Origin of the sequence: Streptomyces sp. NPDC008313 (assembly GCF_042956125.1) — a bacterium.
GTDB lineage: Bacteria > Actinomycetota > Actinomycetes > Streptomycetales > Streptomycetaceae > Streptomyces.
The window spans coordinates 164691-190058 of the sequence record NZ_JBIBFR010000001.1; the positions used below are offsets into that span (position 1 = coordinate 164691).

At 70.8% G+C, this 25368-nt stretch carries 19 protein-coding genes; 8 read left to right on the forward strand and 11 right to left on the reverse strand.

Annotated features, from left to right (window positions below):
• The first annotated feature begins 10 nt into the window (after positions 1-10).
• Positions 11-4489: a DUF6531 domain-containing protein gene (locus ACFY93_RS00770; protein ID WP_391352352.1), complete on the forward strand. Its 4479-nt coding sequence runs from the start codon at positions 11-13 to the stop codon at positions 4487-4489.
• Between the two features lie 552 nt (positions 4490-5041).
• Entirely contained in the window at positions 5042-6199 is a 1158-nt protein-coding gene (locus ACFY93_RS00775) for a DUF1266 domain-containing protein (protein ID WP_391352353.1), read from the forward strand.
• 110 nt (positions 6200-6309) lie between these two features.
• On the opposite strand, the gene ACFY93_RS00780 is transcribed toward ACFY93_RS00775, so the two are convergent.
• Positions 6310-6771, reverse strand: a complete 462-nt coding sequence (locus ACFY93_RS00780) for an ATP-binding protein (protein WP_391352356.1) — start codon at positions 6769-6771, stop codon at positions 6310-6312.
• A gap of 262 nt (positions 6772-7033) precedes the next feature.
• Between ACFY93_RS00780 and ACFY93_RS00785 the strand changes: the two genes are divergently transcribed.
• On the forward strand, positions 7034-7885 hold the full coding sequence (locus ACFY93_RS00785; RefSeq protein ID WP_391352357.1) for a Scr1 family TA system antitoxin-like transcriptional regulator: 852 nt from the start codon (positions 7034-7036) through the stop codon (positions 7883-7885).
• A 10-nt stretch (positions 7886-7895) separates the two neighbouring features.
• Positions 7896-8087, forward strand: a complete 192-nt coding sequence (locus tag ACFY93_RS00790) for a hypothetical protein (RefSeq protein ID WP_391352358.1) — start codon at positions 7896-7898, stop codon at positions 8085-8087.
• Positions 8088-8098: 11 nt separating this feature from the next.
• Here ACFY93_RS00790 and ACFY93_RS00795 read toward each other — a convergent pair whose 3' ends face one another.
• The 6 genes from ACFY93_RS00795 to ACFY93_RS00820 form a co-directional block, all read right to left on the reverse strand.
• Positions 8099-9478 (reverse strand): Nramp family divalent metal transporter, encoded by a 1380-nt coding sequence (locus ACFY93_RS00795; RefSeq protein WP_391352359.1) that lies wholly within the window; start codon positions 9476-9478, stop codon positions 8099-8101.
• A gap of 99 nt (positions 9479-9577) precedes the next feature.
• Positions 9578-10195 (reverse strand): hypothetical protein, encoded by a 618-nt coding sequence (locus ACFY93_RS00800; protein ID WP_391352361.1) that lies wholly within the window; start codon positions 10193-10195, stop codon positions 9578-9580.
• A 100-nt stretch (positions 10196-10295) separates the two neighbouring features.
• The gene (locus ACFY93_RS00805; RefSeq protein ID WP_391352363.1) at positions 10296-11789 is read right to left on the reverse strand and encodes a gluconate:H+ symporter; all 1494 of its coding nucleotides are present in this window, start codon (positions 11787-11789) and stop codon (positions 10296-10298) included.
• Positions 11790-11967: 178 nt separating this feature from the next.
• Positions 11968-12384 (reverse strand): Rid family hydrolase, encoded by a 417-nt coding sequence (locus tag ACFY93_RS00810; protein WP_391352365.1) that lies wholly within the window; start codon positions 12382-12384, stop codon positions 11968-11970.
• A complete protein-coding gene (locus tag ACFY93_RS00815; protein ID WP_391352367.1) occupies positions 12381-13142 on the reverse strand; it encodes an IclR family transcriptional regulator C-terminal domain-containing protein in 762 nt (253 codons plus the stop codon). The genes ACFY93_RS00810 and ACFY93_RS00815 overlap by 4 nt, the downstream gene beginning before the upstream one ends.
• On the reverse strand, positions 13139-14182 hold the full coding sequence (locus tag ACFY93_RS00820) for a PfkB family carbohydrate kinase (protein ID WP_391352945.1): 1044 nt from the start codon (positions 14180-14182) through the stop codon (positions 13139-13141). The genes ACFY93_RS00815 and ACFY93_RS00820 overlap by 4 nt, the downstream gene beginning before the upstream one ends.
• A 344-nt stretch (positions 14183-14526) precedes the next feature.
• Between ACFY93_RS00820 and ACFY93_RS00825 the strand changes: the two genes are divergently transcribed.
• A complete protein-coding gene (locus ACFY93_RS00825) occupies positions 14527-15924 on the forward strand; it encodes an alanine racemase (RefSeq protein WP_391352369.1) in 1398 nt (465 codons plus the stop codon).
• 43 nt (positions 15925-15967) lie between these two features.
• Positions 15968-17575: an amidohydrolase family protein gene (locus ACFY93_RS00830; protein ID WP_391352371.1), complete on the forward strand. Its 1608-nt coding sequence runs from the start codon at positions 15968-15970 to the stop codon at positions 17573-17575.
• Positions 17576-17634: 59 nt separating this feature from the next.
• On the opposite strand, the gene ACFY93_RS00835 is transcribed toward ACFY93_RS00830, so the two are convergent.
• On the reverse strand, positions 17635-18483 hold the full coding sequence (locus tag ACFY93_RS00835) for a trypsin-like peptidase domain-containing protein (RefSeq protein WP_391352372.1): 849 nt from the start codon (positions 18481-18483) through the stop codon (positions 17635-17637).
• Positions 18484-18702: 219 nt separating this feature from the next.
• On the reverse strand, positions 18703-19353 hold the full coding sequence (locus ACFY93_RS00840) for a hypothetical protein (RefSeq protein ID WP_391352374.1): 651 nt from the start codon (positions 19351-19353) through the stop codon (positions 18703-18705).
• Positions 19354-19478: 125 nt separating this feature from the next.
• Between ACFY93_RS00840 and ACFY93_RS00845 the strand changes: the two genes are divergently transcribed.
• Together ACFY93_RS00845 and ACFY93_RS00850 are read left to right on the forward strand one after the other, a co-directional pair.
• Positions 19479-20690, forward strand: a complete 1212-nt coding sequence (locus ACFY93_RS00845) for an aminotransferase class I/II-fold pyridoxal phosphate-dependent enzyme (protein ID WP_391352375.1) — start codon at positions 19479-19481, stop codon at positions 20688-20690.
• Positions 20691-20782: 92 nt separating this feature from the next.
• Positions 20783-21199 carry a hypothetical protein gene (locus ACFY93_RS00850; protein ID WP_391352377.1) on the forward strand — a complete coding sequence of 139 codons (417 nt, stop codon included), beginning with the start codon at positions 20783-20785 and terminating at the stop codon, positions 21197-21199.
• A 151-nt stretch (positions 21200-21350) separates the two neighbouring features.
• Here the strand turns inward: ACFY93_RS00850 and ACFY93_RS00855 are convergent, their stop codons facing one another.
• Together ACFY93_RS00855 and ACFY93_RS00860 are read right to left on the reverse strand one after the other, a co-directional pair.
• Positions 21351-23093, reverse strand: a complete 1743-nt coding sequence (locus ACFY93_RS00855) for an Ig-like domain repeat protein (RefSeq protein ID WP_391352378.1) — start codon at positions 23091-23093, stop codon at positions 21351-21353.
• 357 nt (positions 23094-23450) lie between these two features.
• Positions 23451-25358, reverse strand: coding sequence for a phosphoenolpyruvate carboxykinase (GTP) (locus ACFY93_RS00860; RefSeq protein WP_391352379.1), 1908 nt, complete (start codon positions 25356-25358; stop codon positions 23451-23453).
• Between the last annotated feature and the right edge of the window lie 10 nt (positions 25359-25368).

A 25368-nucleotide genomic window follows, 5' to 3' on the forward strand; every position in this document is an offset into this window, starting at 1 on the left:
CGACCGCGCGATGACGGAGAAGCGGCTTCGCCGCAGGATGTGGATCGGCGCGGACGACACGGTCCAGGACTGGATGCCCGGCAAACCCTCCGAGCTGACGCTGCTGATCGAGAAGGTCGCCGGCGCGGCCGCCCACTTCGGCGAGGGCGCGGAGAAACTGCGCCTGCTCAAGACCGACTCGTGGCAGGGCGAGGCGGCCGAGGCGTTCCGCAGCGCAGTGAAGCGGCTACCCAAGGAGCTCGACGGGGCGGTGGACGCGTTCGTCGAGGCGGGGGCGGCCGTCCTGGCCTACCGGGACGTACTCGATGCCGCACAGCGCCTCACGGCGGGCATCCTCGAACACGACGCTCCCAGGGCCAGGGAGCTGGCCCGCGACCACGCGAAGGCCGTCTCCGACTACGACACGGCCCTGAAGGCGGGCGACACCTCCTCCGCCACTACCAAGCCGCCCGCGTCCGATCCGGGCAAGGCCCTGATGGAAGAACTGTGCGGGCTGATCATCACAGCACAGGGCGACGTCGAGGACGCCGCGCGCGCCGCGAGTACCCGGCTCGGCACCGCGGCCGAAAAGGCCCCGAAGAAACCGAGCGGTTGGAAGAGGCTCGGTTCCGGCGCGAAGGACGCCGGAACCGAGATGCTCGACCTGGTCATGACGTTCAGCCCGGTCCGCGTCCTGATGGAACCGGAAGCCTTCCTCCACGACGGCGCGATGATGCTGGACAGCGGCATCGGCGCGGTCCGCCATCCCGTCGAGTTCTCGGCAGGCGTCTACGACAACGCCGCGAGCACCTGGGACGAGTTCCAGAAGGACCCGGTTCGGATGCTGGGCTACCTCGGCGCGACAGCCGGGTTCGGCAGCGCCGTGAAGCTGGGCAGGACGGTCATCGGCAAGGAGCTGGACGCCCTCAAGGCCGGGAAGCGGACGAAGGGGCTGGGCTCGGGCGGCGAGCACCTCGACAAGGACGGTCCGGCCGCCAAGAGCGAACCGGGGGACAAGCGCGCCAAGGCCAACCCCACCGACCCCGTCGACCTCGCCACGGGCACGATGTACCTGCCGCAGACGGACCTGGAACTCCCCGGCGCGCTGCCCCTGGTCTTCCGCCGCCGTGTGCAGTCCGGGTACCGGGCCGGCCGCTGGTTCGGGCCGTCCTGGTCGAGCACGGCGGACCAGCGTCTGGAGTTCGAACCCGACCGCGTCGTCTTCCTCAGCGAGGACGGGCTGATCCTCGCCTACCCGCGTCCAGGAGCGGACGCGCCCGTTCTCCCGAGCCACGGACCGCGCTGGCCCCTTCGTGCCCTGCCCGACGGCGAGTACACCATCACCGATCCGCAGACGGGCCGTGTGCTGCGCTTCGCCGAACAGGCCCCCGACCACGCGCTGCTTGAGCAGATCGACGACCGCAACGGCAACTGGATCACCTTCGCCTACGACGCCGAGGGCACCCCGACCGGCATCGCGCACAGCGGCGGCTACCGCGTCCGGATCACCACCGAGGCGTCCCGGATCACGGCGCTGCACCTGGACGGAGCCGGTGCGCAGGAGGAGGTGCTCCGCTACGGCTACTCGGAGGAGGGCGACCTCACGGAGGTCGTCAACTCCTCGGGCCGCCCGCTGCGGTTCACGTACGACGACGCGGGCCGCGTGACCTCGTGGACGGACACGAACGACCGCGGCTACTCCTACGAGTACGACGAGCGGGACCGGTGCGTCGCCGAGGGCGGCGACGAGGGCCACATGCGGCTGCGCCTCGCATACGGCGACCGGGACCCGGACACCGGACTGCGGACGACCACGGCGACGACGGACGCCGGACACGTCTACGGCTACCTGGTGGACGACGACCACTGCCAGATCGTCGCGGAGACCGACCCCCTGGGCGAGGTCACCCGCTTCGAGCGTGACCGCTACAACCGCCTCCTGTCCCGTACGGACCCGCTGGGCCACACCACGTCGTTCCGCTACGACGAGGCCGGCAACCTGACGTCGGTCGTCCGCCCGGACGGACGGGAGGCGAGCGCCGAGTACAACGACCTCGGGCTGCCCGTCCGGGTGGTCGACCCCAGCGGTTCGGTCACGCACCAGACGTACGACGAGCGCGGCAACCGCACGTCGGTCACCGACCCGTCCGGCGCGACGACGTCGTTCGCGTACGACGAGGCCGGGCGTCCCGTGTCGGTGACGGACGCACTCGGGAACGTGACGAGGGTCGAGTGCGACGCGCGGGGCCTGCCGGTCCGGCTCGTGGACCCTCTCGGCGCGGTGACCCTCTACGAGCGTGACGCCTTCGGCAGACCGACGGCGATCACGGACCCTCTGGGCGCCACGACGCGCCTCGCGTGGACGGTGGAGGGCCGCCTGTCCCGGCGTACGGCCCCCGACGGCACGTACGAGTCCTGGACCTACGACGGCGAGGGCAACTGCACCACCCACACCGACCCGATGGGCGCGGTCTCGCGCTTCGAGTACACCCACTTCGACCTGATGACCGCCCGCACGGGCCCGAACGGCGTGCGCTACGAGTTCGCACACGACAAGGAACTCCGGCTGACCCAGGTCACCAACCCGCAGGGGCTGACCTGGACCTACGAGTACGACGCCGCGGGCAGACTGGTCGCCGAGCGGGACTTCGACGACCGCGCCCTGACGTACGCGCACGATGCGGCGGGCCGCCTGACGTCCCGCACGAACACGCTGGGCCAGTCCGTGACGTTCACCCGGAACGCGCTGGGCCAGGTCGTGCGCAAGGACGCGGCGGGCCGGATCACGACGTACGAGTACGACGCGACGGACCAGTTGCGCCGGGCGACGGATCCGGACACCGAACTCGTCCTGGACCGGGACGGGACGGGCCGGCTGCGGGCGGAGACGGTGAACGGCCGCCGGCTCACCCACGCGTACGACGCCCAGGGCCGCAGGCGTGCGCGCACGACCCCTGGTGGGGCGACGACGACCTGGTCGTACGACGCGGCGGGACGGCGCACGGGCATGGTCGCCTCCGGCCGTTCCCTCGACTTCACGTACGACGCGGCGGGCCAGGAGCTGGCCCGCCGGATCGGCGACACGGTCACCCTTGAGCACGCGTTCGACGCACTGGGCCGCCTGACGACGCAATCGGTGACCGGCGCCGGCGCCCGCACGGTCCAGCACCGGACGTACACCTACCGGGCCGACGGCAACGTGACCGGCATCGACGACCGGCTCTCCGGGCCCCGCCGCTTCGACCTGGACGCGGCAGGCCGTGTCACGGCGGTGCACGCCGCGAACTGGACGGAGACGTACGCCTACGACCAGGCGGGCAACCAGACGGCGGCGGAGTGGCCGGCGGACCACCCGGGCGCCGAGGCGACCGGATCGCGCGCGTACACGGGCACCCGCATCACCCGGGCGGGCCGGGTCCGCTACGAGCACGACGCGCTCGGCCGCGTCACCCTCCGCCAGAAGCCGCGCCTCTCCCGCCGCCCGGACACCTGGCGCTACGAGTGGGACGCGGAAGACCGCCTGACGTCGGTGATCACCCCGGACGGCACCCGCTGGCGCTACACGTACGACCCCCTGGGCCGCCGCACCTCCAAGTCCCGCCTGTCCCCGGACGGCCGATCAGTCGCCGAACAGGTGCTGTTCACCTGGGACGGCACGGTCCTCTGCGAACAGACGACGACCTCGGACGCCCTCCCCCACCCGGTCACCCTCACCTGGGACCACCAGGGCCTGCGCCCCCTCGCCCAGACGGAACGCATCACGGCGGCCGACGCCCCCCAGTCCGAGATCGACTCCCGCTTCTTCGCGATCGTCACCGACCTGGTCGGCACGCCCACGGAACTGCTGGACGAACAGGGAGACATCGCCTGGCGAACCCGCAGCACCCTCTGGGGCACGACAGCCTGGTCCGCCAACAGCACCACCTACACCCCCCTCCGCTTCCCCGGCCAGTACTACGACCCGGAAACGGGCCTGCACTACAACTACTTCCGGCACTACGACCCGGAGACGGGACGGTATGTATCGGCGGATCCGCTGGGCCTGGCCCCTGCACCGAATCCCGCAACTTACGTTCACAATCCGCACATATGGAGCGATCACGCTGCTTTGGCTCCGGAGCCGTGCCCGGACAACGTAGCCCTGGGCACTAGGGACGAAGGCGACCTTCGGCGCTTCGCCGAAGATAGAGGTTTCACTCATTTTCTTAACGACGATAGGGACGGGGCTCTGGCCAACGTCCGTGATGTGGCCCACGAAAGACCCCACGTTCGACTACACATTGTAACGGACGGATTTCGGGGTCTAGGGGGACAGCTTACCGACGATGTGGCAGAGCTGTTCGAGGCCGCATACAGGCGCGGAAAGGGCGATAACTGGTACACGACAGAACGCGAAATGGCAATCGTTGGCGACGCTGTCAAAAGAGGGAACCGAACGTGGGATAGCATAGACTTCTACCACGATGGCAAGAAGATTCCACTACCTATGCCCGACTACCTCGGAGGATGAGAGAATTGCAGAAGATCGCAGAATGGCGACGCCCATTTCGCGTATGGCACTACACTGTTAGCTACTCACAACTGCTTCTTCGCAGTGTGAACGTCAAGGGATCCGCCACGCGCATCGACGTTCTGTTTTCGAATGTTGAGATGATGCATCTCGTGCCGAATATGCGGCACCTCACCATCACCGAGGTATCGCCTGAAGAGGCGGGACACCAAGACGTAATCATTCCGCCGAACTCAACACACGGAAAGGTCTTTCTTCTCAATGAAGGGGAGTCATACCTATGCGCGACGCATTGTAAATGGCATGAAGATGAAGGGGGTACCAGGAGCCCATCCCAGTTCGGCCCGTTGAGAGGAATCGAGTGAGACGCCACCTGAAGCAAAAGGTCACGTGACGTCTAAAGGTTATCCAGCGGAATATGGGATAGGAAGATTCCGAGGCGCCGCAATGGACACGCAACCCTCCAAGGAGAAAGCTAAAGCTTTCGAATTCCCCGCGCCGCCCGGATGGACTCATCCGACCGAAGTTGAGCGGGATTTGTACCAGGCCAAGATGCGCGGCGACTGGGCGGGTTATTACGCGACTCTTGCAAAGACCCGCCTCTATTTCCAGGTCCATCGTGACAAGGTCGACGCCGATCCCGATTTCTACTACCCGCACGACGCACACGACCCACGCACAGGCGCCCGTTGGCGCGTAGTCTTCACCGACGGGATGCTGCCCGCCCCTCAGCCCGACCTGGTCTTCGCCCAGGTCAGCCTCTTCTGGTTGAGCGGCGACTGGAACGCCCACCGTCCGCCGACTCTCGTGATCAACCCTGGAAGCCCCTCCGAAGCGGTTCTGCCGTACGGTCCACCACATTCGACGGAGTGGTCGCAGATCGCTCAGCGCCTGGGCGATCAGTCTTTCGGCATGCGTCTGCGCGGTCTCGCCATCGGCGGGGTGCTGCACGGGCCGGTGGCCCACGGTCTGGCCTGCGGCGCCCTGCTGTGCGTCAACAACGGCTCGCTCTGGAACACTCTGGCCTGGCACGGCTCGGGGTACCAGGGCGAGCGCACACGACTTCGCGAGTGGTGGGGCATCACCACGCGCGAGCAGTGGCAGCACCATCTGCGCAGTCTCCTCGCTTGCGAGGCGTCCAGCCCTGTCTGGGAGTTCGCCTTGAGACTGCGCCGCTCCATCGCCCGGGACTTCGGGGGACACGTCGACGTCGGCTACTGGCGCCAAGCCGTGGGCGACGTGCTCCGTGGGCGTCCGGAAGGCAGCGTCGTTCTCACCCCCGAGGGCGTGTCGAAGACGGAACCACGGTCCGGCCCGGCGATCGACGCGCAGATCGAAGGCGTACAGCGGCTCATCGGCCGGATCACGCGGTACGAGGCGCGGATGCGCGCGGACGGTGTCCTGGACGAGAACCGGTACGTGACCTCCGTGGACGCGTGGGACCTCGGGCGGGCCTCGAAGATGGCCCGGTGGGGTCTCGGCGCCCGCTTCGGCACCATGCAGGAGGCGGAGGCCGCCGTCGTTCAGGCCGGCCGGACCGCTTCCCTCTCCTACCGATCGTGGCAGGACTTCTCCGCCGGGTACATCCTCGGCCGTTGCCTTCACTTCGACGACGAGGAGTTCGGGGACTGGTACGAGACCATGGCTTCCGCTCACCGGATCCTGATGTCCGACCCCGGCAGTCCTTGGCTCAACCTGCCGTTCCAGTAGTCCCCGCCTGGGCTGGTGCCCTGATCGGCAGATGTGGGCCACGGGCCGGGCCGTGAACGCGTGGTCGCGGGGGTGAGGGCTGGCCCACATCTGCCGGTCTCTGGCTGCGCTCACTTTTTTGCGGTGGACAGTTCGAACCAGACCACCTTCCAGCCCACCTTCCGCGAGCGGTCGGCCAGGGGATAGCGGCCCCAGGTGTCGGAGAGGGCTTCGAGGAGGAACAAGCCTCGGCCGAAGGTCTGGTCCGGGGTGCACGGGAGCGGGTCGGGGAGTTCCGGGTGGTTGTCCATCACGCCGATCCGGACGACTCCGGGGCGGGTGCGGAGACGGACGGTCACGGGGCCGTCGGAGTGCTTCACCGCGTTCGAGACGAGCTCCGAGGTCAGCAGCTCCGCCGTGTCGGCCACGGCGGGTGCGTAGTCGTAGTCCAGGAGGGCCGAGCGGACCGTCCGGCGGGCGATGCGGGGCGCTCGCGGGTCGTTGGTGAGGTGGAGGTGGCACTCCCAGGTGGAGGAAGGGGCTGGAGGTGGGGGTGGAACGGGGCAGGTGGAGGCGTACGAGGATGGCGGCATGGCGAACTCCCGGGGTGAGGGCGGTGGTTGTGGGCCGCACGACGGGTGGCCTGTCTCCCTGACACGGGGCCGCCCCTCCCAGGGGAGGAGAACGCGGGCAGCCTCGCGCGATGCGCTTCCGATGCGTCATGCGTGATCGTGCGTCACTGAACGTAGGCTCAAACATGGTTACATTGCCACCTGTCCCAGATAATTAACCCGTTCGTGGCGGGACGGGGCACGCTCGCGGCAGACTGCTGGCGAACCTCCCGAAAGGAAGGCCATGCCACCGAGGACAGCACCCACAGAGCGTCAGCGGCGTCTGGGCAGCGAACTACGCAAGATGCGTACGGCCGCAGGGATAACAGCCGAGCAGGCCGCCGCTCTGCTCGGGCTCGATCGGGCGAAGATCTCCAACATCGAGACTGGCATCCGAAGCATCAGTCCGGAACGTCTGCGCACCCTCGCCTGCAACTGCGACTGCTCGGACCAGGCCTACGTCAATGCCCTGGTGAATCTGGCCCACCCCACCGGGCGGGGTTGGTGGGAGCGCTACCGGGGGTCCTTGTCCCCGGGACTGCTGGACATCGCCGAAGTAGAGTCATATGCGGTTCGTATGCGTACAGCCCATACCGCGCACATCCCAGGGCTGTTCCAGACGAGCGACCACGCACTCGAGCTCTTCAGGGCCGTTCTGCCGCCGCTACCGGAGCACGAGGTCGCCCTACGCCTCGCCTTCCGGGCGGAGCGGCAGCAGGTACTGAAGAGAGACACCCCGCCTGCATACGTGGGTGTCGTTCACGAGGCCGCGCTGCGCATGCAGTTCGGCGGCCGGAAGATCGCGCGTGCTCAGCTCGATCACCTACTCGACGTCTGCGAACGACCGACGGTGCGTTTGCTGGTCATCCCGTTCAGCGCGGGCACGTTCCCCGGAGCCGGGCAGACAGTCAACTACCTCCAAGGCCCCGTCCCCCAGCTGGACACTGCCCAGGTCGATAGCTCGCACGGCCCAGATTTCCTGAGTGAGCAGGCACAGTTGGCCAAGTACCGTGCCCACTTGGACTGGATGGAGCGCATTGCACTGTCACCCGAGTCATCACGTGACTTCATCCGGGATATCGCCAACGACCTTTGAGGAGAGCACAATGGACGACATCACGTGGGAAGACCCCTTCTGTGGCGAAGGCGCCAGCTGCTTCCGCCTCGGCACCGACCAGGACGGCAACGGCTACATCGCCATAGCCGGGGCCGAGGACACCTACCTCACCGATACCCGCGACGCGCTGCGGACGCTCATCCGGGACATCAAGGACGGCAAGGCCGATCACCTGCTTTGAGGTGGGTGCGGTCAGAGGAAGTCCGACCAGGGCTGGTCCCAGATCTGCTTGACGCAGAGGACCAGGAAGAGCAGGCCCGCTACGGTCAGCATCGCGTTGCTCAGGGGGCCGTTGCGCCATTCGGTGGGCGTGCGCCGGGAGTTGAGGAGCCAGATCAGGGTCAGGGCGAGGAACGGCATGAACGCCGCGCCCAGGACCCCGTACAGGATGATCAGGCGGAACGGCTGGCCCTGGAAGAGCAGGACGATCGGCGGGAACGTCAGCCAGAGCAGGTACGCGCGGAACGCCCAGCTCTTCTCCCTGCGGCCGGTGGCCACGTCGTCCCCGGTGACCGAGGCGCCGGCCCCCGCACGCTCCAACCGGTACCGCTCCACGAAGTCCGTGAACATCAGGCTCACGCCGTGCCACACCCCGATCAGTGACGTGAACGACGTGGCGAAGAAGCCGATCAGGAAGAACTTGGCCGTCGCCGTGCCGTACTTGTCCGACAGGATGCCGCTGAGCTGGAGGAGACCCTTGTCGCCGCTCGCCAGTGCCACGTTCGCGGAGTGCAGAAGCTCCGCGCCGACGAAGAGCATCGCGACGACGAAGATGCCCGTGGTGATGTACGCGACGCGGTTGTCCAGCCGCATCACCTTCATCCAGCCGGTGTCGGTCCACCCCTTCGCGTTGACCCAGTATCCGTACGCCGCCAGCGTGATCGTGCCGCCGACGCCGCCGATCAGGCCCAGGGTGTTGAGGACCGAGTCCTTCTCGTCGGGGAGGACCGGGAGCAGGCCCGCGAAGGCGTCGCCCAGGTTCGGCGTGACCCGGACGGCCAGGTAGACCGTGACGACGAACATCACGCCGACCAGGACCGTCATGACCTTCTCGAACACCGCGTACTTGTTGAACCAGACGAAGACCAGGCCGACCAGCCCGCAGATGATCGCCCACGGCTTGATCGACCAGTCCGACGGGAACACGTCGGGGAACAGGGCCTGCAGCGGCAGCGCGCTCGACGACATCGCCGCCGCGCCGTAGACGAAGCCCCAGATGACGACGTAGACCACGAAGAAGTACGTCGTCCAGCGGCCCAGGCTCGCCCAGCCGTCGAAGAGCGTGCGCCCGGTCGAGAGGTGCCAGCGGCCGCACGCCTCCGCCAGGGAGATCTTGACCAGACAGCCGAGTACGGCGGCCCACAGGAGCGTGTAGCCGAAGTTGCTGCCCGCGATGAGCGTCGCCACCAGGTCGCCCGCGCCGACCCCCGTCGCCGCGACGACGATCCCCGGCCCGATGTACTTCCAGCTCGACCTGCGGGGAGGGGCAGCCCCCTCCCCCGTCGCCGTGGGCGGCGGCCCCTCCTGCGTCGGGTTCCCGAACTCCCCGGACTTCCCAGTGGTCTCGGCCATGTGAATCAAGGAAGCGCAACGGCCGCCCCGGCACAAGAGGGCATACCGTGAAGGGATGAAGGAATGAAGGGGCTGCGGGGAAGCGCGCGGAAGCGCCGGTCAGGCCTCCTCGGGCTCCTTCTCGGATTCGGCCTCGCCGGTTTCGCCGGCCTCTGCGGCCTCGGTCTCGGGGCCGGGCGTCTCCTCGTCGTCCGTGCCGTCCTCGAAGTACGCGTCCAGGACCGCGTCGAGCTGGGCCTCCCACTCCTTGAAGCGGCTCCGGGACGTCGCCTCGATCTCGATCGGGTACCAGCGGCGCTCCGGCGTGTGCACGGTCACGGTGAACCGGCGTCCGAAGCGCGGCGTCTCCGTCTCGACCGCGCCGATCTCGTCCCAGCGGAACTCCGCCTCCTGGTCGTCCAGGCGGAGGCGTACGCCGCTGTGGTCGGCCCGTATCGAGGCCCGGCGGTCCGACGCCTCGAAGAGGGGGCCGTCGGGCTCGGCATCGGACTCGGCGGACGAGGCGGATTCGGGGGCCGCGTCGGACTCGGGGGCCGGGTCGGAGGCCTCCGCGCCGGTTCCCGCGTCCGCGGCCGGGGGCGGCTCCTCCTCCTTCGAGGTCGGCTCGCCGTCGCCCGGCGCCGCCGCGGGCGCCGGGGCCGTGAGGCCGGGGATGTACGCCGGGTCGACCGCGGCGGCGTCCAGGGGCTGGCTTTTCGAACCTATGCGCTGCTCCACAGCGGGCAGTATGGTCGAAGATCCTGTGCCGGGAACAGCCAGCCCCCGTTTCGGAATACGGCGGTTACACGACGCGGCACCGCCGGCACCGCCGCGTGGCCTACACGACGAGGCTCACCGCCGCCGCGACCGCGAAGCCGGCCACCGACAGGACCGATTCCAGCACCGTCCAGGACTTCAGGGTGTCGCGCTCCGAGATGCCGAAGTACTTGGCGACCATCCAGAAACCCCCGTCGTTGACGTGCGAGGCGAAGATCGAGCCCGCCGAGATCGCCATGATGACCAGCGCGGTGAACGCCTGCGAGTGGTCGCCCTCGGCCAGCAGCGGGGCGACGATGCCGGCGGTGGTGACGATGGCGACCGTGGCCGAGCCCTGGGCGACGCGCAGGACGACGGAGATCAGGTAGGACAGCACGATCACCGGCAGGCCGACGTCGTTGAAGGTGTCGGAGAGGGCCTGGGCGACGCCGCTCGCCTTGAGGACGGCGCCGAAGATGCCGCCCGCGCCGACGACGAGAAGAATGTTGCCGACCGGCTTCAGGGACGAGGTGGAGACCCGCTCGAGGGACTTGCGGGACCAGCCGCGCCGGATGCCGAGAAGGTAGTAGGCGAGGAGCAGGGCGATGGTGAGGGCGACGAAGGGGCTGCCGAAGAACTCGATGACCGAGCGGCCCGTCGAGGGGTCGAGGGCGATCGAGGAGAAGGTGGCGGCGAGGATCAGCACCAGGGGCGTACCGATGATGGCGAGGACCGTGCCGAGCGGTACCGGCTTCTCCTGCGGGGCCACTCCCGCCTCGCGCTGTTCGGCGAGGACGGCCGCCTTGGCCTCCTCCGCGGCCTCGACCATGTCCTGCGGTACGGCGACGAAGATGCGCTTTCCGATCCAGGCGGCGTAGCCCCAGGCGGCGAGGACGGCCGGGATGCCGACGACGACGCCCATCAGGATGATCCAGCCGAGGTCGACGTGGAGGAGTCCGGCGGCGGCCACGGGGCCGGGGTGCGGGGGCAGGAACGCGTGGGTCATCGAGAGGCCGGCGAGCAGCGGCATGCAGTAGAGCAGGATCGACTTGCCGGACCTCTTGGCGGCCGCGTAGACGATCGGCGCGAGGACGAAGATGCCGACGTCGAAGAAGACCGGGATGCCGAAGATGAGGCCGGTGAGGCCCATGGCGAGCGGGGCGCGCTTCTCGCCGAAGAGGTTCAGCAGGCGCGAGGCGAGGACTTCGGCGCCGCCCGAGACCTCCAGGATCGCGCCGAGCATGGTGCCGAGGCCGATGATGATGGCGACGTGGCCGAGGATGCCGCCCATGCCGGACTCGATGACGGAGACGGCGGCGGACTTCTGGACGGTGCCGAAGAGTTCGGTGACCGAGAGCCCGGCCGCGAGGCCGACGGCTATGGAGACGGTGAGCAGGGCGACGAACGGCTGGAGTCTGACCTTGATGATCAGCCACAGGAGCAGCAGGATGCCGAGCGCCGCGACCGTCAGCAGTCCGCCGGTTCCCCCGATGAGGGGGAGGATGCCGCCGGTGTGAACGGGGGCCTCGGGCGCGGGTGTTCCCGCCGCGAGCAGGGATGGGGACAGGGATGGCATGGAGGTCCTCTTCGTAAGTGCATGGTGCTTTCGGGCAGGGGGTATCGCGGCACGACGCCCCGGGATGACGGGCGCCGCGCCGTGACGGCGTACAGAAATGAGGAATGCGGAGGGTGAGGAGCAGGGGGCCGGCGCCGGGCGGTCGGCCCGTCCCCGCCGGTCAGTCCCCGCCCCGCGCTCAGCCCAGTACGGCCAGCGCGTCGATCTCGATGAGGAGGCCCGCGGGGAGGCCGACGTAGACCGTGGTGCGGGCGGCCGGGGGCGCGGTGAGGTTCTGGTCCTCGAAGTACTGGTTGTAGATCTGGTTCATCTCGGCGAAGTGGTCGACGTCCGTGAGGTAGACGCGGATCATCATGGCGTCGTCCCAGCCGGCGCCGCCCTCCTCCAGGATCGCCTTGACGTTGGCGAGGGTCTGGAGGGTCTGCTCGCGCAGGGCCGGTCCGGCGGGCGTGGGCGGCTTGCCGTCCTCGGCGGGGAGGAAGCCGACCTGGCCGGCGACCTGGAGGATGTTCCCCTTGCGGACGCCGTGGGAGAACCTGGCGGGCGGGTTCGTGTGGGTCTTCGGGGTGAGCGCGGTCTTCTCGGTGACTGTCATGGGCGGTCCTTGGTCGGTGCGGTGCCGGAGTACTCGCGGCTGATGGCGTCGGCGGTGCGGCGTACCAGCGGGAGCAGCGTGAGGAGTTCGTCGGCGGTGACGACGACGTTCGGCGCGGAGACCGACATCGCGGCGACGACGCGTCCGTCGGCGCCGCGGATCGGGGCGCCGACGCAGTTGATGGACTCCTCGTGGCCACCGAGGTCGGTGGCCCAGCCCTGTTCGCGCACGGCCGCCAGTTCCTTGAGGAAGGCGGGCGCGTTGGGGGTCGAACGGGCTGTGTACAGGGGGTAGTCGAGCTTCTCCGCGAGGGCGCGGCGCTCGGCTTCGGGGAGGTCGGACAGGAGCAGTTTGGCGACGGCGGCGACGGTGATCGCGACGGGCTTGCCGATGCGGGAGTACATGCGGACCGGGTAGCGGCTGTCCACCTTGTCGATGTAGAGGACCTCCTGCTCCTCGTAGACCGCGAGGTGGACGGTGTGCCCGCACTTCTCGTTGAGTTCCACGAGGTAGGGGTGGGCGATCTCGCGGACGTCCAGGTTCTCGACGGCTTCCTGGGCGAGGGCGAAGAGGCGGGCGCCGAGGCGGTAGCGCTGGTCGGACTGGCGGTACACCAGGCCGTGCTCGTGGAGGGTGCGCAGGAGCCGCAGCGCCGTGGACTTGTGGACGTCCAGGCGGTCCGCGACCTGTCCGAGGTCTGCGGGGCCCTCGGCGAGCAGCGGCAGGATGCTCAGGGCGCGGTCGACGGTCTGGCTCATGGGGTACGTACCTCCTCGTCGGCCCGCTGAGCGGCTTCGGTCCAGCCGGGGCCGAGTCGAAGTGTCCCCCACGCGTCGTCGCCGAGGGCGGCCAGCCGGTCGGCGTGCTCGCGGGCGGGGGGTACGGCGAGGTCGCCGGGGACGGTGAGCGCGGCGGCGGCCATGAGGTGGCCGTGGCGCAGCCGGTCGCGTGCGGGCAGGCCGCGCAGGGTCGCGGAGAGGAAACCGGCGGCGAAGGCGTCGCCCGCGCCGACGGGGGCGACGACGTCGACGTGCAGGGCGGGGGCGTGGGTGACGGTGTCGCCCGCCGGGCCCCGTTCGTAGAGCGTGGCGCCGTTCGCGCCCTCCTTGACGACCAGCGCGGCAGGCTCGGGCAGGGCCGCGCGGACGGCGGCGGGGCCGCCGGTGACGCCCCAGGCGGCCTCCGCCTCGTCGGCGCCGACGAAGACGAGGTCGCTGCCGCGGGCCAGGCGCAGGAGGGTGGCCCCGGCGGCGGACCGGCCGGAGGGGGTGGAGGGGTCGGAGGGTGCGGAGGGTCCCGTGGAGTCGCGCCAGAGGCTCACGCGGTGGTTGACGTCGAAGGAGACGAGGGGGCGGCCGGGCCGGGGCGCGGTGAGGTCGCTCAGCAGGGCGAGGCAGTCGGCGGAGAGGGCGGCGGTGATGCCGGAGAGGTGCAGGACGCGGCAGGCGTCGGCGCGTGCGCGGGGCGTGTTCGCCGGGGACATGGCGGAGGCGGCGGATCCGGCACGGTAGTAGACGACCTCGTGGTCGTCGCCCGCGCGGTCGCCGGCGGTGCGGAAGTAGATGCCGGTGGGGCGGTGCGGGTCGCGTCCGACGGCGGAGGTGTCGACGCCGTACGCGGTGATCGCGTCGATCAGGTGGTCGCCGAACCCGTCGTCGCCGACGCGGCTGATCCACCGGGCGGAGTGCCCGGCGGCGGCGAGCACGCAGGCCACGTTGGACTCGGCGCCGCCGATCCCGCGATCGAAGGAGGGTACGTCGGCGAGGCGCCCGGGGCGGGAGGGCAGGAACGTGACCATGGACTCCCCGAGGGTGACGGCGTCCACGGGGGCACCCGGGCCGTCGGCCGTGTCGTCGTGCGCCTCGGCGTCCACCGCGACGGAGCGCGGAGCGGCGGCCACGACGTCGTCGTGGTGCGCGGCGGTGGACGGTCCCGTGGTGGTCACGATGGTTCAGGCTCCTCGTCATGCTCGGGGTCGTCCGGGCCGCCGGCCCGGGCGGACCGGCCCGGCGTCGGGGTCGTGGTCGGCGTCGGGGGCGGCGGCATCCGTTGACCCGGTGTTGGCTGGGATGTTAGACAGCAGTGAGCGACATACGCAACGACTGTTGCACATCGTGCAACGGTCCAGGAAGAGGAGGCTGGATGGCCGCCGACACCCCCACCGAGGCCACGGAACCGGACGCCGAGGGACCCGGCGCCACGGGCACGGAGCCGGGCACCCCCGCCGCGTCCGAGGCCGCCCACCTCGCCGCCGCGGCCACCGCCACCGCCGCCCGGCTCGCCGCCGAACGCGTCGACCACCGCTTCAAGGGCCTCCCGCCGGACGCCGAGGGCCTGACCGTCGGCGAGCTGGCCGCCCAGCGCCGCAACCTCTTCACGGGCGGCTTCACCACCCCCGTGCTCGCCCTCTCCGCCGAGCGCCTCCAGCACAACCTCGAACTGATGGAGACGTACGCGGCCCGCCACGGCCTGGTCTTCGCCCCGCACGGCAAGACCTCGATGGCGCCCGGCCTCTTCCACCGGCAGATCCGGCACGGCGCCTGGGGCATCACGCTCGCCGTTCCCCACCAGGTGCGCGTGGCACGGGAGTTCGGCGTGCGGCGGATCTTCCTCGCCAACGAGCTGGTCGACGCTGCGGCGCTCGGCTGGATCGCCTCCGAGCTCACGGCCGACCCGGACTTCCGCTTCGTCTGCTACGTCGACTCGGTGCGCGGCGCCGAGCTGATGCACGCGGCCCTCGACGCCGCCGGCGCCACCCGCCCCGTGGACGTCGTCGTGGAACTCGCCGCCGGTGAGGGCGCCCGCACCGGCGTCCGTACGGAGGCGGAGTGCGCGCAGGTCGCGGACGCCGTGGCCGCCGCGCCGACGCTGCGGCTGGTCGGCGTCGCCGGGTACGAGGGCGAGGTCCCCGACGCCGACCCCGAGCGGGTGCACGCCTGGCTGCGCCGGCTGACCGCGCTGGCCGCCGACTTCGACCGCGCGGGCCGTTTCGCGGGGCGGGGCGTCGAGGAGATCGTGGTGAGCGCGGGCGGCAGCGCCTGGTTCGACGCGGTGGCGGACGTCTTCGCCGGGATCCCCGAACTGTCGCTGCCCGTACTGAAGCTGCTGCGCTCGGGGGCGTACGTCTCGCACGACGACGGGCACTACCGCAAGCTGACGCCCTTCACCCGCGTCCCCGAGGAGGGCGCCCTGCTGCCCGCCTTCCGGCTGTGGGCGCAGGTCGTCTCCCGCCCGTCTCCCGAGCAGGCGTTCGTCAACGCGGGCAAGCGGGACGCGGCCTACGACCTGGACCTGCCGTTCGCCCAGGTGGTCCGGGACGGCGGCGGGACCGGTGAGACCCGCGAGGCCGAGGACATCGAGGCGACGGGCCTGTCCGACCAGCACGGCTGGCTGCGCACGGGCCCCGGGGCGCGGCTGGAGGTCGGCGACTGGCTCGGCATGGGTCTGTCCCACCCGTGCACGTCGTTCGACAAGTGGCAGCTCATCCCGGTGGTGGAGGCGGACGGCACGGTCGTCGAGTACGTCCGCACCTACTTCTGAGGCCGTCCCCGCCCTTGCCCCGTCCTTCTGGAGAGGATTGCCCATGAACCTCGTCATCCGTGACGTGCGGGTGGTCGACGGGACCGGCGCGCCCGCGTACCGCGCCGACGTCGCCGTCGACGGCGGCCGCATCGCCGCCATCCGCCGCGAGGGCGAGCCGCGGCCCGGCGCGCGCCGCGTGCTGGACGCCGGCGGGCTCGCCCTCGCGCCCGGCTTCATCGACATGCACGCCCACAGCGACCTCGCGCTGCTCCGCGACCCGGACCACAGTGCCAAGGCCGCGCAGGGGGTGACGCTGGAGGTGATCGGCCAGGACGGGCTGTCGTACGCGCCGGTCGACGACCGCACGCTCGCCGAGGTCCGCCGGGCGATCACCGGCTGGAACGGGTACGGCGAGGACATCGACTTCACCTGGCGGTCGGTCGGCGCGTACCTGGACCGGCTCGACCACGGCTTCGGCGGCGAGGGCATCGCGGTCAACGCGGCCTATCTGATCCCGCAGGGCACCGTCCGGATGCTCGCCGTCGGCTGGGACGACCGCGAGGCGACGCCGTCGGAGCTGGACCGGATGCGGCACCTCGTCGCGGACGGCATGGCGCAGGGCGCGGTCGGCATGTCCTCCGGGCTCACCTACACGCCGGGCATGTACGCGAAGGACGCCGAACTCACCGAGCTGTGCCGGGTGGTGGCCGCGCACGGCGGCTACTACTGCCCCCACCACCGCTCGTACGGGGCGGGCGCGCTGGAGGCGTACGAGGAGATGGTGGCCCTCACCCGCGAGGCGGGCTGCCCGCTCCATCTCGCCCACGCCACCATGAACTTCGGCGTGAACAAGGGCCGCGCGGCCGAACTGCTCGCCCTGCTCGACGACGCGCTCGACGCGGGCGCCGACATCAGCCTCGACACGTACCCCTACACGCCCGGCTGCACGACGCTGGTGGCGATGCTGCCGAGCTGGGCGGGCGAGGGCGGCCCCGAGGCGGTCATGGCCCGGCTGGGCGACGAGGCGACGGCCGAGCGGATCCGTCACCATCTGGAGGTGACCGGCTCGGACGGCTGCCACGGGGTGCCGATCGAGTGGGACACCATCGAGATCTCGGGCGTCGGCGACCCGGCGCTCGCGGCGTACGTCGGCCGGACCGTGCGGGAGGCCGGGGACGAGCGCGGTGAGACGCCGTGGACCACCGCACGGCGGCTGCTCCTCGACGACCGGCTCGGCCCGACCATCCTCCAGCACGTCGGGCACGAGGAGAACGTCCGCGCGATCATGCGCCACCGGGTGCACACGGGCGGCTCCGACGGCATCCTGCGCGGCGACAAACCGCACCCGCGCGCCTACGGGACCTTCCCGCACTACCTCGGCCACTACGTACGGGAGTTGGGCGTGCTCTCCCTGGAGGAGTGCGTCGCCCACCTCACCGGGCGTCCCGCGGCCCGGCTGCGGCTGCCGGACCGGGGCCTGGTCCGCGAGGGGTACCGGGCCGACCTGGTCCTGTTCGACCCGGCGACCGTCGCGGCGGGCTCGACCTACGAGGCGCCGCGCACGCTTCCGGCCGGCATCCCGCACGTGCTGATCGACGGGCGGTTCGTCGTCGAGGACGGGCGGCGGACGGACGTACTGGCGGGGCGGGCGGTCCGCCGCACGGCCTGACCACCCGCCCCTCCGGTCACCCGGTCACCCGGTCACCCGGTCACCCGGTCACGCACGGGCTACGGCTTGGGGAGTGCGCACCCCGGCCGACTGAGGTCGAACTTGTTGTCGAGCCCGACGCACGGGACGATCAGGTACGTCTCCTGGGCGTAGTTGATGCCCTCGCGCACCGTGACGTTGCCGTTGGCGTCGACCTCGCAGGGGTTGTTGTCGGTGCAGCGGCCGCCGTCCTCGTTGCCGGTGTTGTTGACGGCGACGACCTTGCCGGTGGCGTTGTCCACGACGGGCGAGCCCGACGTGCCGCCGATGGTGTCGCAGGCGGAGGTGTAGCGGACCGAGTCCTTCCAGGTCCAGCCGCCCTCCTTGAGACGGTAGGCGAAGCCGTCCACGTTGCAGCTGTAGATCCGCTTCCAGTAGCCGGAGACCACCTTGATCGCGGTCCCGGCGGCCGGGTGCGCGGCGTCGAGCGTCAGCGCGCTGATCCCGTACGAGCTCTTGATCTGCGCGTACGTGCGGGTGAGCTGGTAGACCGAGATGTCCGTGTCGGTCATCGTGGCGTACGCGATCTTGCTCGCCCGCAGGGTCGCGACGCGCGAACCGGCGGAGTTGAGCAGGCTGAAGGAGCGGCTGGAGGGCTGGTCGACGATCACCTCACCGGGCTCCGGGAAGCCGGTCTCCAGGCAGTGGCCGTTGGAGAGCACGAGCGCGGGGTCGTCGTCCTCGGAGCCGGGCATCCGGACGACGGAGCCGGAGCAGTTGCTGAGCGCGACGGTCCCGGCGAAGTTCACTGCCCGGACGGCGGGGGCGGGTTGTGAGGCGGGCGCGGGTTCGGGTGACGCGACCGCGGGTGTCGCGCCTGCCCCGGCGATGACCAGGGCGAACAGCGCGGCGACGAGAGGCTTCTTCATGTGGGGGTCCCCTCTTGCGACATGGGTGACCGGAGATCTTCCGGTCACGTCCAGTCCACTTTTGACATGCGCATTCTCAGGGGAGGGGTTCGCGCGGACAAGGAGCGCTTTCCGGCCCGCAGGGGGCGGTTTTCAGCCGGCCGGCCCCGGCCGGCCCCGTGCGGCCACGTGCGGCCACGTGCGGCCGGGGGGAAACAGCGGAAACACGCGCCGGTTTCCCTACCGGTGACCCCAGCCGCCTCCGTGCCCCCGGCCGGGACGGCCGCCGTCGCCCCATGCCGAGGTGGGCGCCGGGGCAGTGCCGGTGGCGCTCGGGGCGCCGGTGGCGGCGGGCGCCGAGGCGGTCTCCGTGGTGCGGGCCGCCGCCGGGGAGCGGGACGCCGACGGCGATCCGTCGCCGTCCGGGCTCGCCGAGGCACCGGCCGTCGCCCGCAGGGGAGTCGCCGAGGCCGTCCGGGTGGCGCCCGGGGACGCCGGGGACGCGGCCGGGGAGGACGCGTCACCGGACGCGTCGGCCCTGCCTGCCTCCTTGTCCCGTGGCCGCGGGTCGGGCGACGCCCCGGAGCCGGCCAGTCCGGCGACCGTCACGGCGAGCGCGACGGCGCAGACCGCGCCCGCGGCGATCGCCGCCCGGCGCAGCGGCCGGGGACGCCGGCGGCTGCCACCCGAACGGGCGGCCCGCCGGCCCGCGACGGCCGCCCCGTCAGCGTCCGTCCCGCCGTCGCGGTGGGCGTCACCGGCGGCGTCCGACTCCTGCCAGCCGTGAGCGGCGGCCGGGTCCGTGTACTCCTCGTAGGAGTGCGTCGCGTCGCCGTGCGGGCGGTACACACTCGGCGCGGCCACCGAGGGCTCGTCGTTCTGCCGGACCATGGGCGCGAATTGTAGGACGCGAACGGCTTTCCGCACAGCCGGGGGAAAAAGGTGAGCAAAACACCATGTCCCACGTGGTGGAAAACACGCCCCGATGACCGTTACGCGGCCGTAAGCTCACGGATATGCAGGTGATCCAGTCCACGAAGCTCGCGAACGTCTGTTACGAGATCCGGGGTCCGGTGCTCGAGGAGGCGATGCGGCTGGAAGCAGCGGGGCACCGCATCCTCAAGCTGAACACCGGCAATCCGGCGGCGTTCGGCTTCGAGTGCCCGCCCGAGATCCTCGAGGACGTCCTCCGCAACGTCTCCACCGCGCACGGGTACGGGGACGCGAAGGGGCTGCTCGCGGCGCGCCGTGCCGTCGTCATGCACAACCAGACGCTCGGCATCGAGACGGACGTCGAGCACGTCTTCATCGGCAACGGCGTGTCCGAGCTGATCGTGATGGCCATGCAGGGCCTGCTCGACGACGGGGACGAGGTCCTCGTACCGGCGCCCGACTACCCGCTGTGGACGGCGGCCGTGTCGCTGTCCGGCGGGACCGCCGTGCACTACCGCTGCGACGAGCAGTCGGACTGGATGCCGGACCTCGCGGACGTGGAGCGGAAGGTCACCGACCGCACCAAGGCGATCGTCATCATCAACCCGAACAACCCGACGGGCGCGGTGTACGACGAGGCGGTGCTGCGGGGCCTGACGGACATCGCCCGCCGCCACAACCTCCTCGTCTGCTCGGACGAGATCTACGACAAGATCCTCTACGACGGCGCCACACACACGCCGACCGCCTCCGTCGCCCCCGACCTGCTGACGCTGACCTTCAACGGCATGTCGAAGGCGTACCGCGTGGCGGGCTACCGGGTGGGGTGGATGGCGATCTCGGGACCGCGCGCGCACGCGGACTCGTACATCGAGGGCCTGACGATCCTGGCCAACATGCGGCTGTGCGCGAACATGCCCGGCCAGCACGGGGTGGTCGCCGCGCTCAGCGGGCGCCAGACGATCGACGACCTGGTGCTGCCGGGCGGGCGGCTGAAGGAGCAGCGGGACGTCGCCCACGAGCTGCTGACGCAGATCCCGGGAGTGACCTGCGTGAAGCCGAAGGGGGCGCTGTATCTGTTCCCCCGGCTGGACCCGAAGGTGTTCAAGGTCAAGGACGACCGGCGCATGGTCCTCGACCTGCTGCGGCGCGAGAAGATCATGGTCGTGCAGGGGACGGGCTTCAACTGGCCTGAGCCGGACCACTTCCGGGTGGTCACGCTGCCGACGGTCGGCGACCTGACCGACGCGGTGACGCGCATCGGGCACTTCCTCGACGGCTACAGCCAGACGTAGGGCACCGCCGGAGCCCACTTTCGGGATCCGACTCAACTTTAGACGAATTCTAAGCTAGGATGGTTTCCTGTCAGCGCACAGGAGGCCGTCCCATGTACGAACCGATCCGCACCAAGTCGGTCCACACGACGGCCGGCACCCCCTCGGACTTCCCCCACCGGTCGCGCGAGGAGGAGCTGGACATCCAGCTCGCCGGCCATCTGGCCGCGCTGCTCGCCGTCACCGACGAGCTGCGCGCCCTCGCCCCCTCCGCCGACCTGGACACCGCCGCCGAGCGGCTGTCCGGGCAGGTGGCCCGGCTGCGTGGACGGCCGCCGGTCCGGTCGTCGGCGCCCGCCGCCTTCGCCGGGGCGGACCCCGTGACCCTGCATCTGCGGGCGCACGCCCTCGCCGGGCGCGCCCTGGTCGTCGCGGCGTCCCGCGCGGACACCGCGGCCGCGATCCTCGCCGCCGAGCGGATGGACGCGCACGCGGAGGCCGCCGACCCGCGCGAGCTCGCCCACAACTGAGCCTCCCGGCTCCCCCAGCCGGTGTCTGTCACATGCGCGCGGCGTCGCGGCGCGCATGTGACAGACACCCCCTAGCGGCCCCGGTCCGCGCGCACCCGCAGCGACGCGCGGACCGGGCGCCCTGTTCCGCGCCCCGCGGTGTCCTCTCCGGTCAGCGGGTGACGCGGACCGTCGCCGAGGCGGTGGCCGCCTCGTGCAGGTCGTCACCGGGCCAGCTGACCGTGTAGGTCGTGTCCCGGCGGGCGCGCGGCAGGTCGTCGACGGTGAAGGTGCCGTCGGCGGCGACCGTCACCGACGACAGCGTGCCGGTGCCGAGCCGGTCGGTGCGCTCCACCTTGAGCGTGGCCCGCTCGGCCAGTGCCTTGCCCTGCGCCGCGAACGTCCCGGTGATGTGGACGCCGGTGCTCTTCGACGCCTCCTCCGGCGCGGTGAGCGCGATCGAGCTGCCCGCCCTGCCGACGGACACGGTGTGGGTGATGCCGGTGGCCGGCCGGTGGGTGAGGTCACCGAGGTACGACACGGTGTACGTGGCGTCGCCGACCAGGTCCGGCTCGTCGAGCACGGTGAAGGTGCCGTCCGCCTTGACGGTCGCGGTGCCGAGTTCGTGCGTGCCGTCCGCGTCGGTGCGGGTCGCCGTGACCTTGAGCGGCTCGGCGGGTGCCGGGCCGTCGGACTCGAGCCTGCCCCGTACCGCCACCGCCTCGCCCGCGACCGCCTGGGAGGGGCTGTGCGTCAGCCCGCCCGTGAAGCGGGTGTCGTACTGGACGGCGGGCGGCCGGACGACGTGGAGCCAGTACTGGCCGCCGGAGTCGTTCGTGGTGACCGCGAACAGCCGGGAGCCGTCGGCGGACCATTCGAGGCCGCGCGGCGCGACCCGGTTGCCGTCGAGGCTGCCCTCGAAGGCGAACTCCAGCGGGGCGGTCGTGTCGCCCGGGTCGGCGGGCGACAGCAGCAGGTCGGGGGTCGCGCCGGAGGCCGCGGCGCCGCGCGCGAGGTACTTGCCGTCACCGCTGAAGGCGACGGCGGAGGCGGAGGCACCGGACGGCAGCGCCGGGTAGCCGACCGGGGCGTCGGACAGGTCCCCGCTGTCGAGCAGCCGGGTGCCGGCTGCGTCGTCGGCGACGGCGATCTTGCTGCCGTCGGCGGAGAACGCCATGTCCTTGAGGCTCAGGGCGCCCTTGCCCTCCCCGTCGGCGAAGCGGCGCCCAGCGGTGCGCACCGGCGTCGTCCCGTTCACGTCGTACACGGCGAGGAACGGGTCGGTGGCCTTGGCGTTCGGCGGCTGGCCCATCATCAGCCGGCCGCCGGCGCCCGCCTCCAGCTGGAGCCTGCCGTAGTCCTGCCAGTTGGTGCGCTCGGCGGTGTTGTCGACGTGGTACTCGTCCAGGTAGGTGAGCGCCGTGTCGCACTCCGACATGTAGACCGAGTACGGGGTGGTGTAGTACACCCGGCCACCGGCGAAGGCCAGGCTCCGCCCGCAGGTGTCCGTGGCCACGGACAGTCCGCCCTGCGACTGGAGGGTGGCGGTGTCGTAGCGCAGGATGCCCTCGCGGCCGCCGACGTAGAGCATGCTGGCGTCGTCGCTCAGGGCGAGTCCGGAGATGTGGCGCGGGACGCTGATGGTGGTGACCCGCTCACCGGAGAAGTCGTAGACGGCGATCAGGCCGCTGTTGCCGTAGTAGCCGAGATTGCTGTCGGCGAGATACACGCGCTGGTGCGCGGAGTCGACCGTGATCGCCGAGAACGAGGAGATCGGCAGCTTGGCCACCACCTCGCCGTCCGCCGCCCGCGCGGCGGGTGCGGCCGCGACGGTCAGGCCGCCCACCGTCAACGCGGCGGCGGCCAGCGTGGCCGCGAGACGTCGGGTACGTCGGGTACGTCGGACTGTATTCACGTGTGCCCCCCACAGGCTGTCCGGTGACCCGTACGGACCGGCCGCCCCCACCCAACGGAACTGGGAACAGCCGTTCGGGTCACGCAAGATCGGGAGCGTATCCCGGCCCACCGCGCGGCGCGGAGGCATTCCGGCGGCGTGGCGCGGGGACGGTCCGGCCGGGACCGGACGGGGGGCGGCAAGGCGGCATGGGCGAGAGCCCGCCGTCGCCCCGGCCGCCGGGGCGGGCGGGAGGGGCGACGGCGGGCCCATAGCCCGCACGCCGTTGTGCGGGCCTCGCCGGTGTGCTCCGCGGCCGGCCGTACGTTCGCTGGTCAGGGCATCCCCGTCCCGGCCGGCCGCGGCGTCGTGCGGGCGTCAGCCCAGGCGCTGCACCAGGGCGCGGTACTGGTCCCACAGCTCGGTCGGCGTGTGCTCACCGAAGGTGTTGAGGTGCTCGGGGACGAGCGAGGCCTCCTCGCGCCACACGTCCTTGTCGACGGTGAGCAGGAAGTCCAGGTCGGACTCGGACAGGTCGAGGCCGTCGGTGTCCAGGGCCGCCTTGGCCGGCAGGATGCCGATGGGGGTCTCGACGCCCTCGGCCTTGCCGTCGAGGCGCTCCACGATCCACTTCAGGACGCGGCTGTTCTCGCCGAAGCCGGGCCAGACGAACTTGCCCTCGTCGTTCTTGCGGAACCAGTTGACGTAGTAGATCTTCGGGAGCTTCGCCTGGTCCCTGCCCTTGGCGACGTCCACCCAGTGACCCATGTAGTCGCCCATGTTGTAGCCGCAGAACGGCAGCATGGCGAAGGGGTCGCGGCGCAGCTCGCCGACCTTGCCCTCGGCGGCGGCGGTCTTCTCGGAGGCGACGTTCGCGCCGAGGAAGACGCCGTGGTTCCAGTCGAAGGACTCGGTGACCAGCGGTACGGCACTGGCGCGGCGGCCGCCGAAGAGGATGGCGGAGATCGGCACGCCCTTGGGGTCCTCCCACTCGGGCGCGATGATCGGGCACTGCGCTGCGGGGGTGGTGAAGCGGGCGTTCGGGTGGGCGGCCGGACGGTATCCATCTGCTTCGCGGGCGGACTCGGGGGTCCAGTCGTTGCCCTTCCAGTCGGTGAGGTGGGCCGGGGTCTCCTCCGTCATGCCCTCCCACCAGACGTCGTTGTCGTCGGTGAGCGCGACGTTGGTGAAGACGGAGTTGCCCCACAGGGTCTTCATCGCGTTGGCGTTGGTGTGCTCGCCGGTGCCGGGGGCGACACCGAAGAAGCCGGCCTCCGGGTTGATCGCGTAGAGGCGGCCGTCCTCACCGAACCGCATCCAGGCGATGTCGTCGCCGATCGTCTCGACGGTCCAGCCGGAGATCGTGGGCTCCAGCATGGCGAGGTTCGTCTTGCCGCAGGCGCTCGGGAAGGCCGCGGCGACGTACTTGGACTCGCCCCCCCGTCGCCCGCCACCACCCTCGAACGATGCCCTTCGGTCCGCGGGATCATCCATAGGCGGCGTCAGCTTGAGCACCAGCATGTGCTCGGCCAGCCAGCCCTCGTCGCGCGCCATGACGGAGGCGATGCGCAGGGCGTAGCACTTCTTGCCGAGCAGCGCGTTGCCGCCGTAGCCGGAGCCGTACGACCAGATCTCGCGGCTCTCCGGGAAGTGCGAGATGTACTTCGTGGAGTTGCAGGGCCACGGGACGTCCTGCTCGCCCTCGGCCAGCGGCGCTCCGAGCGTGTGCACGGCACGCACGAAGAAGCCGTCGTCGCCGAGCTCCTCCAGGACCGGCTGCCCCATGCGCGTCATGGTGCGCATGGAGACCGCGACGTAGGCGGAGTCGGTGATCTCGACGCCGATCGCGGAGAGGTCCGAGCCGAGCGGGCCCATGCAGAACGGGACGACGTACATGGTCCGGCCGCGCATCGAGCCGCGGAAGACGCCGCCCTTGCCGTCGGTGCCCTGGAAGATCTCCCGCATCTCGGCGGGGTCCTTCCAGTGGTTGGTCGGGCCCGCGTCCTGCTCCTTCTCGGAGCAGATGAACGTCCGGTCCTCGACCCGCGCGACGTCGGAGGGGTCGGAGGCGGCGTAGTAGGAGTTGGGGCGCTTGATCGGGTCGAGTTTCCTGAAGGTGCCCTTGCGGACGAGCTCCTCGCTCAGTCGCTCGTACTCGGCCTCCGACCCGTCGCACCAGACCACGCTGTCCGGCTGGGTCAGTTCCGCGATCTCGTTCACCCACGAGATCAGTTCCTGGTGGTTGGTCGGGAGGACGGCGCTGGGAGCCGCGATGTCGCGCGCCACGATTGCTCCT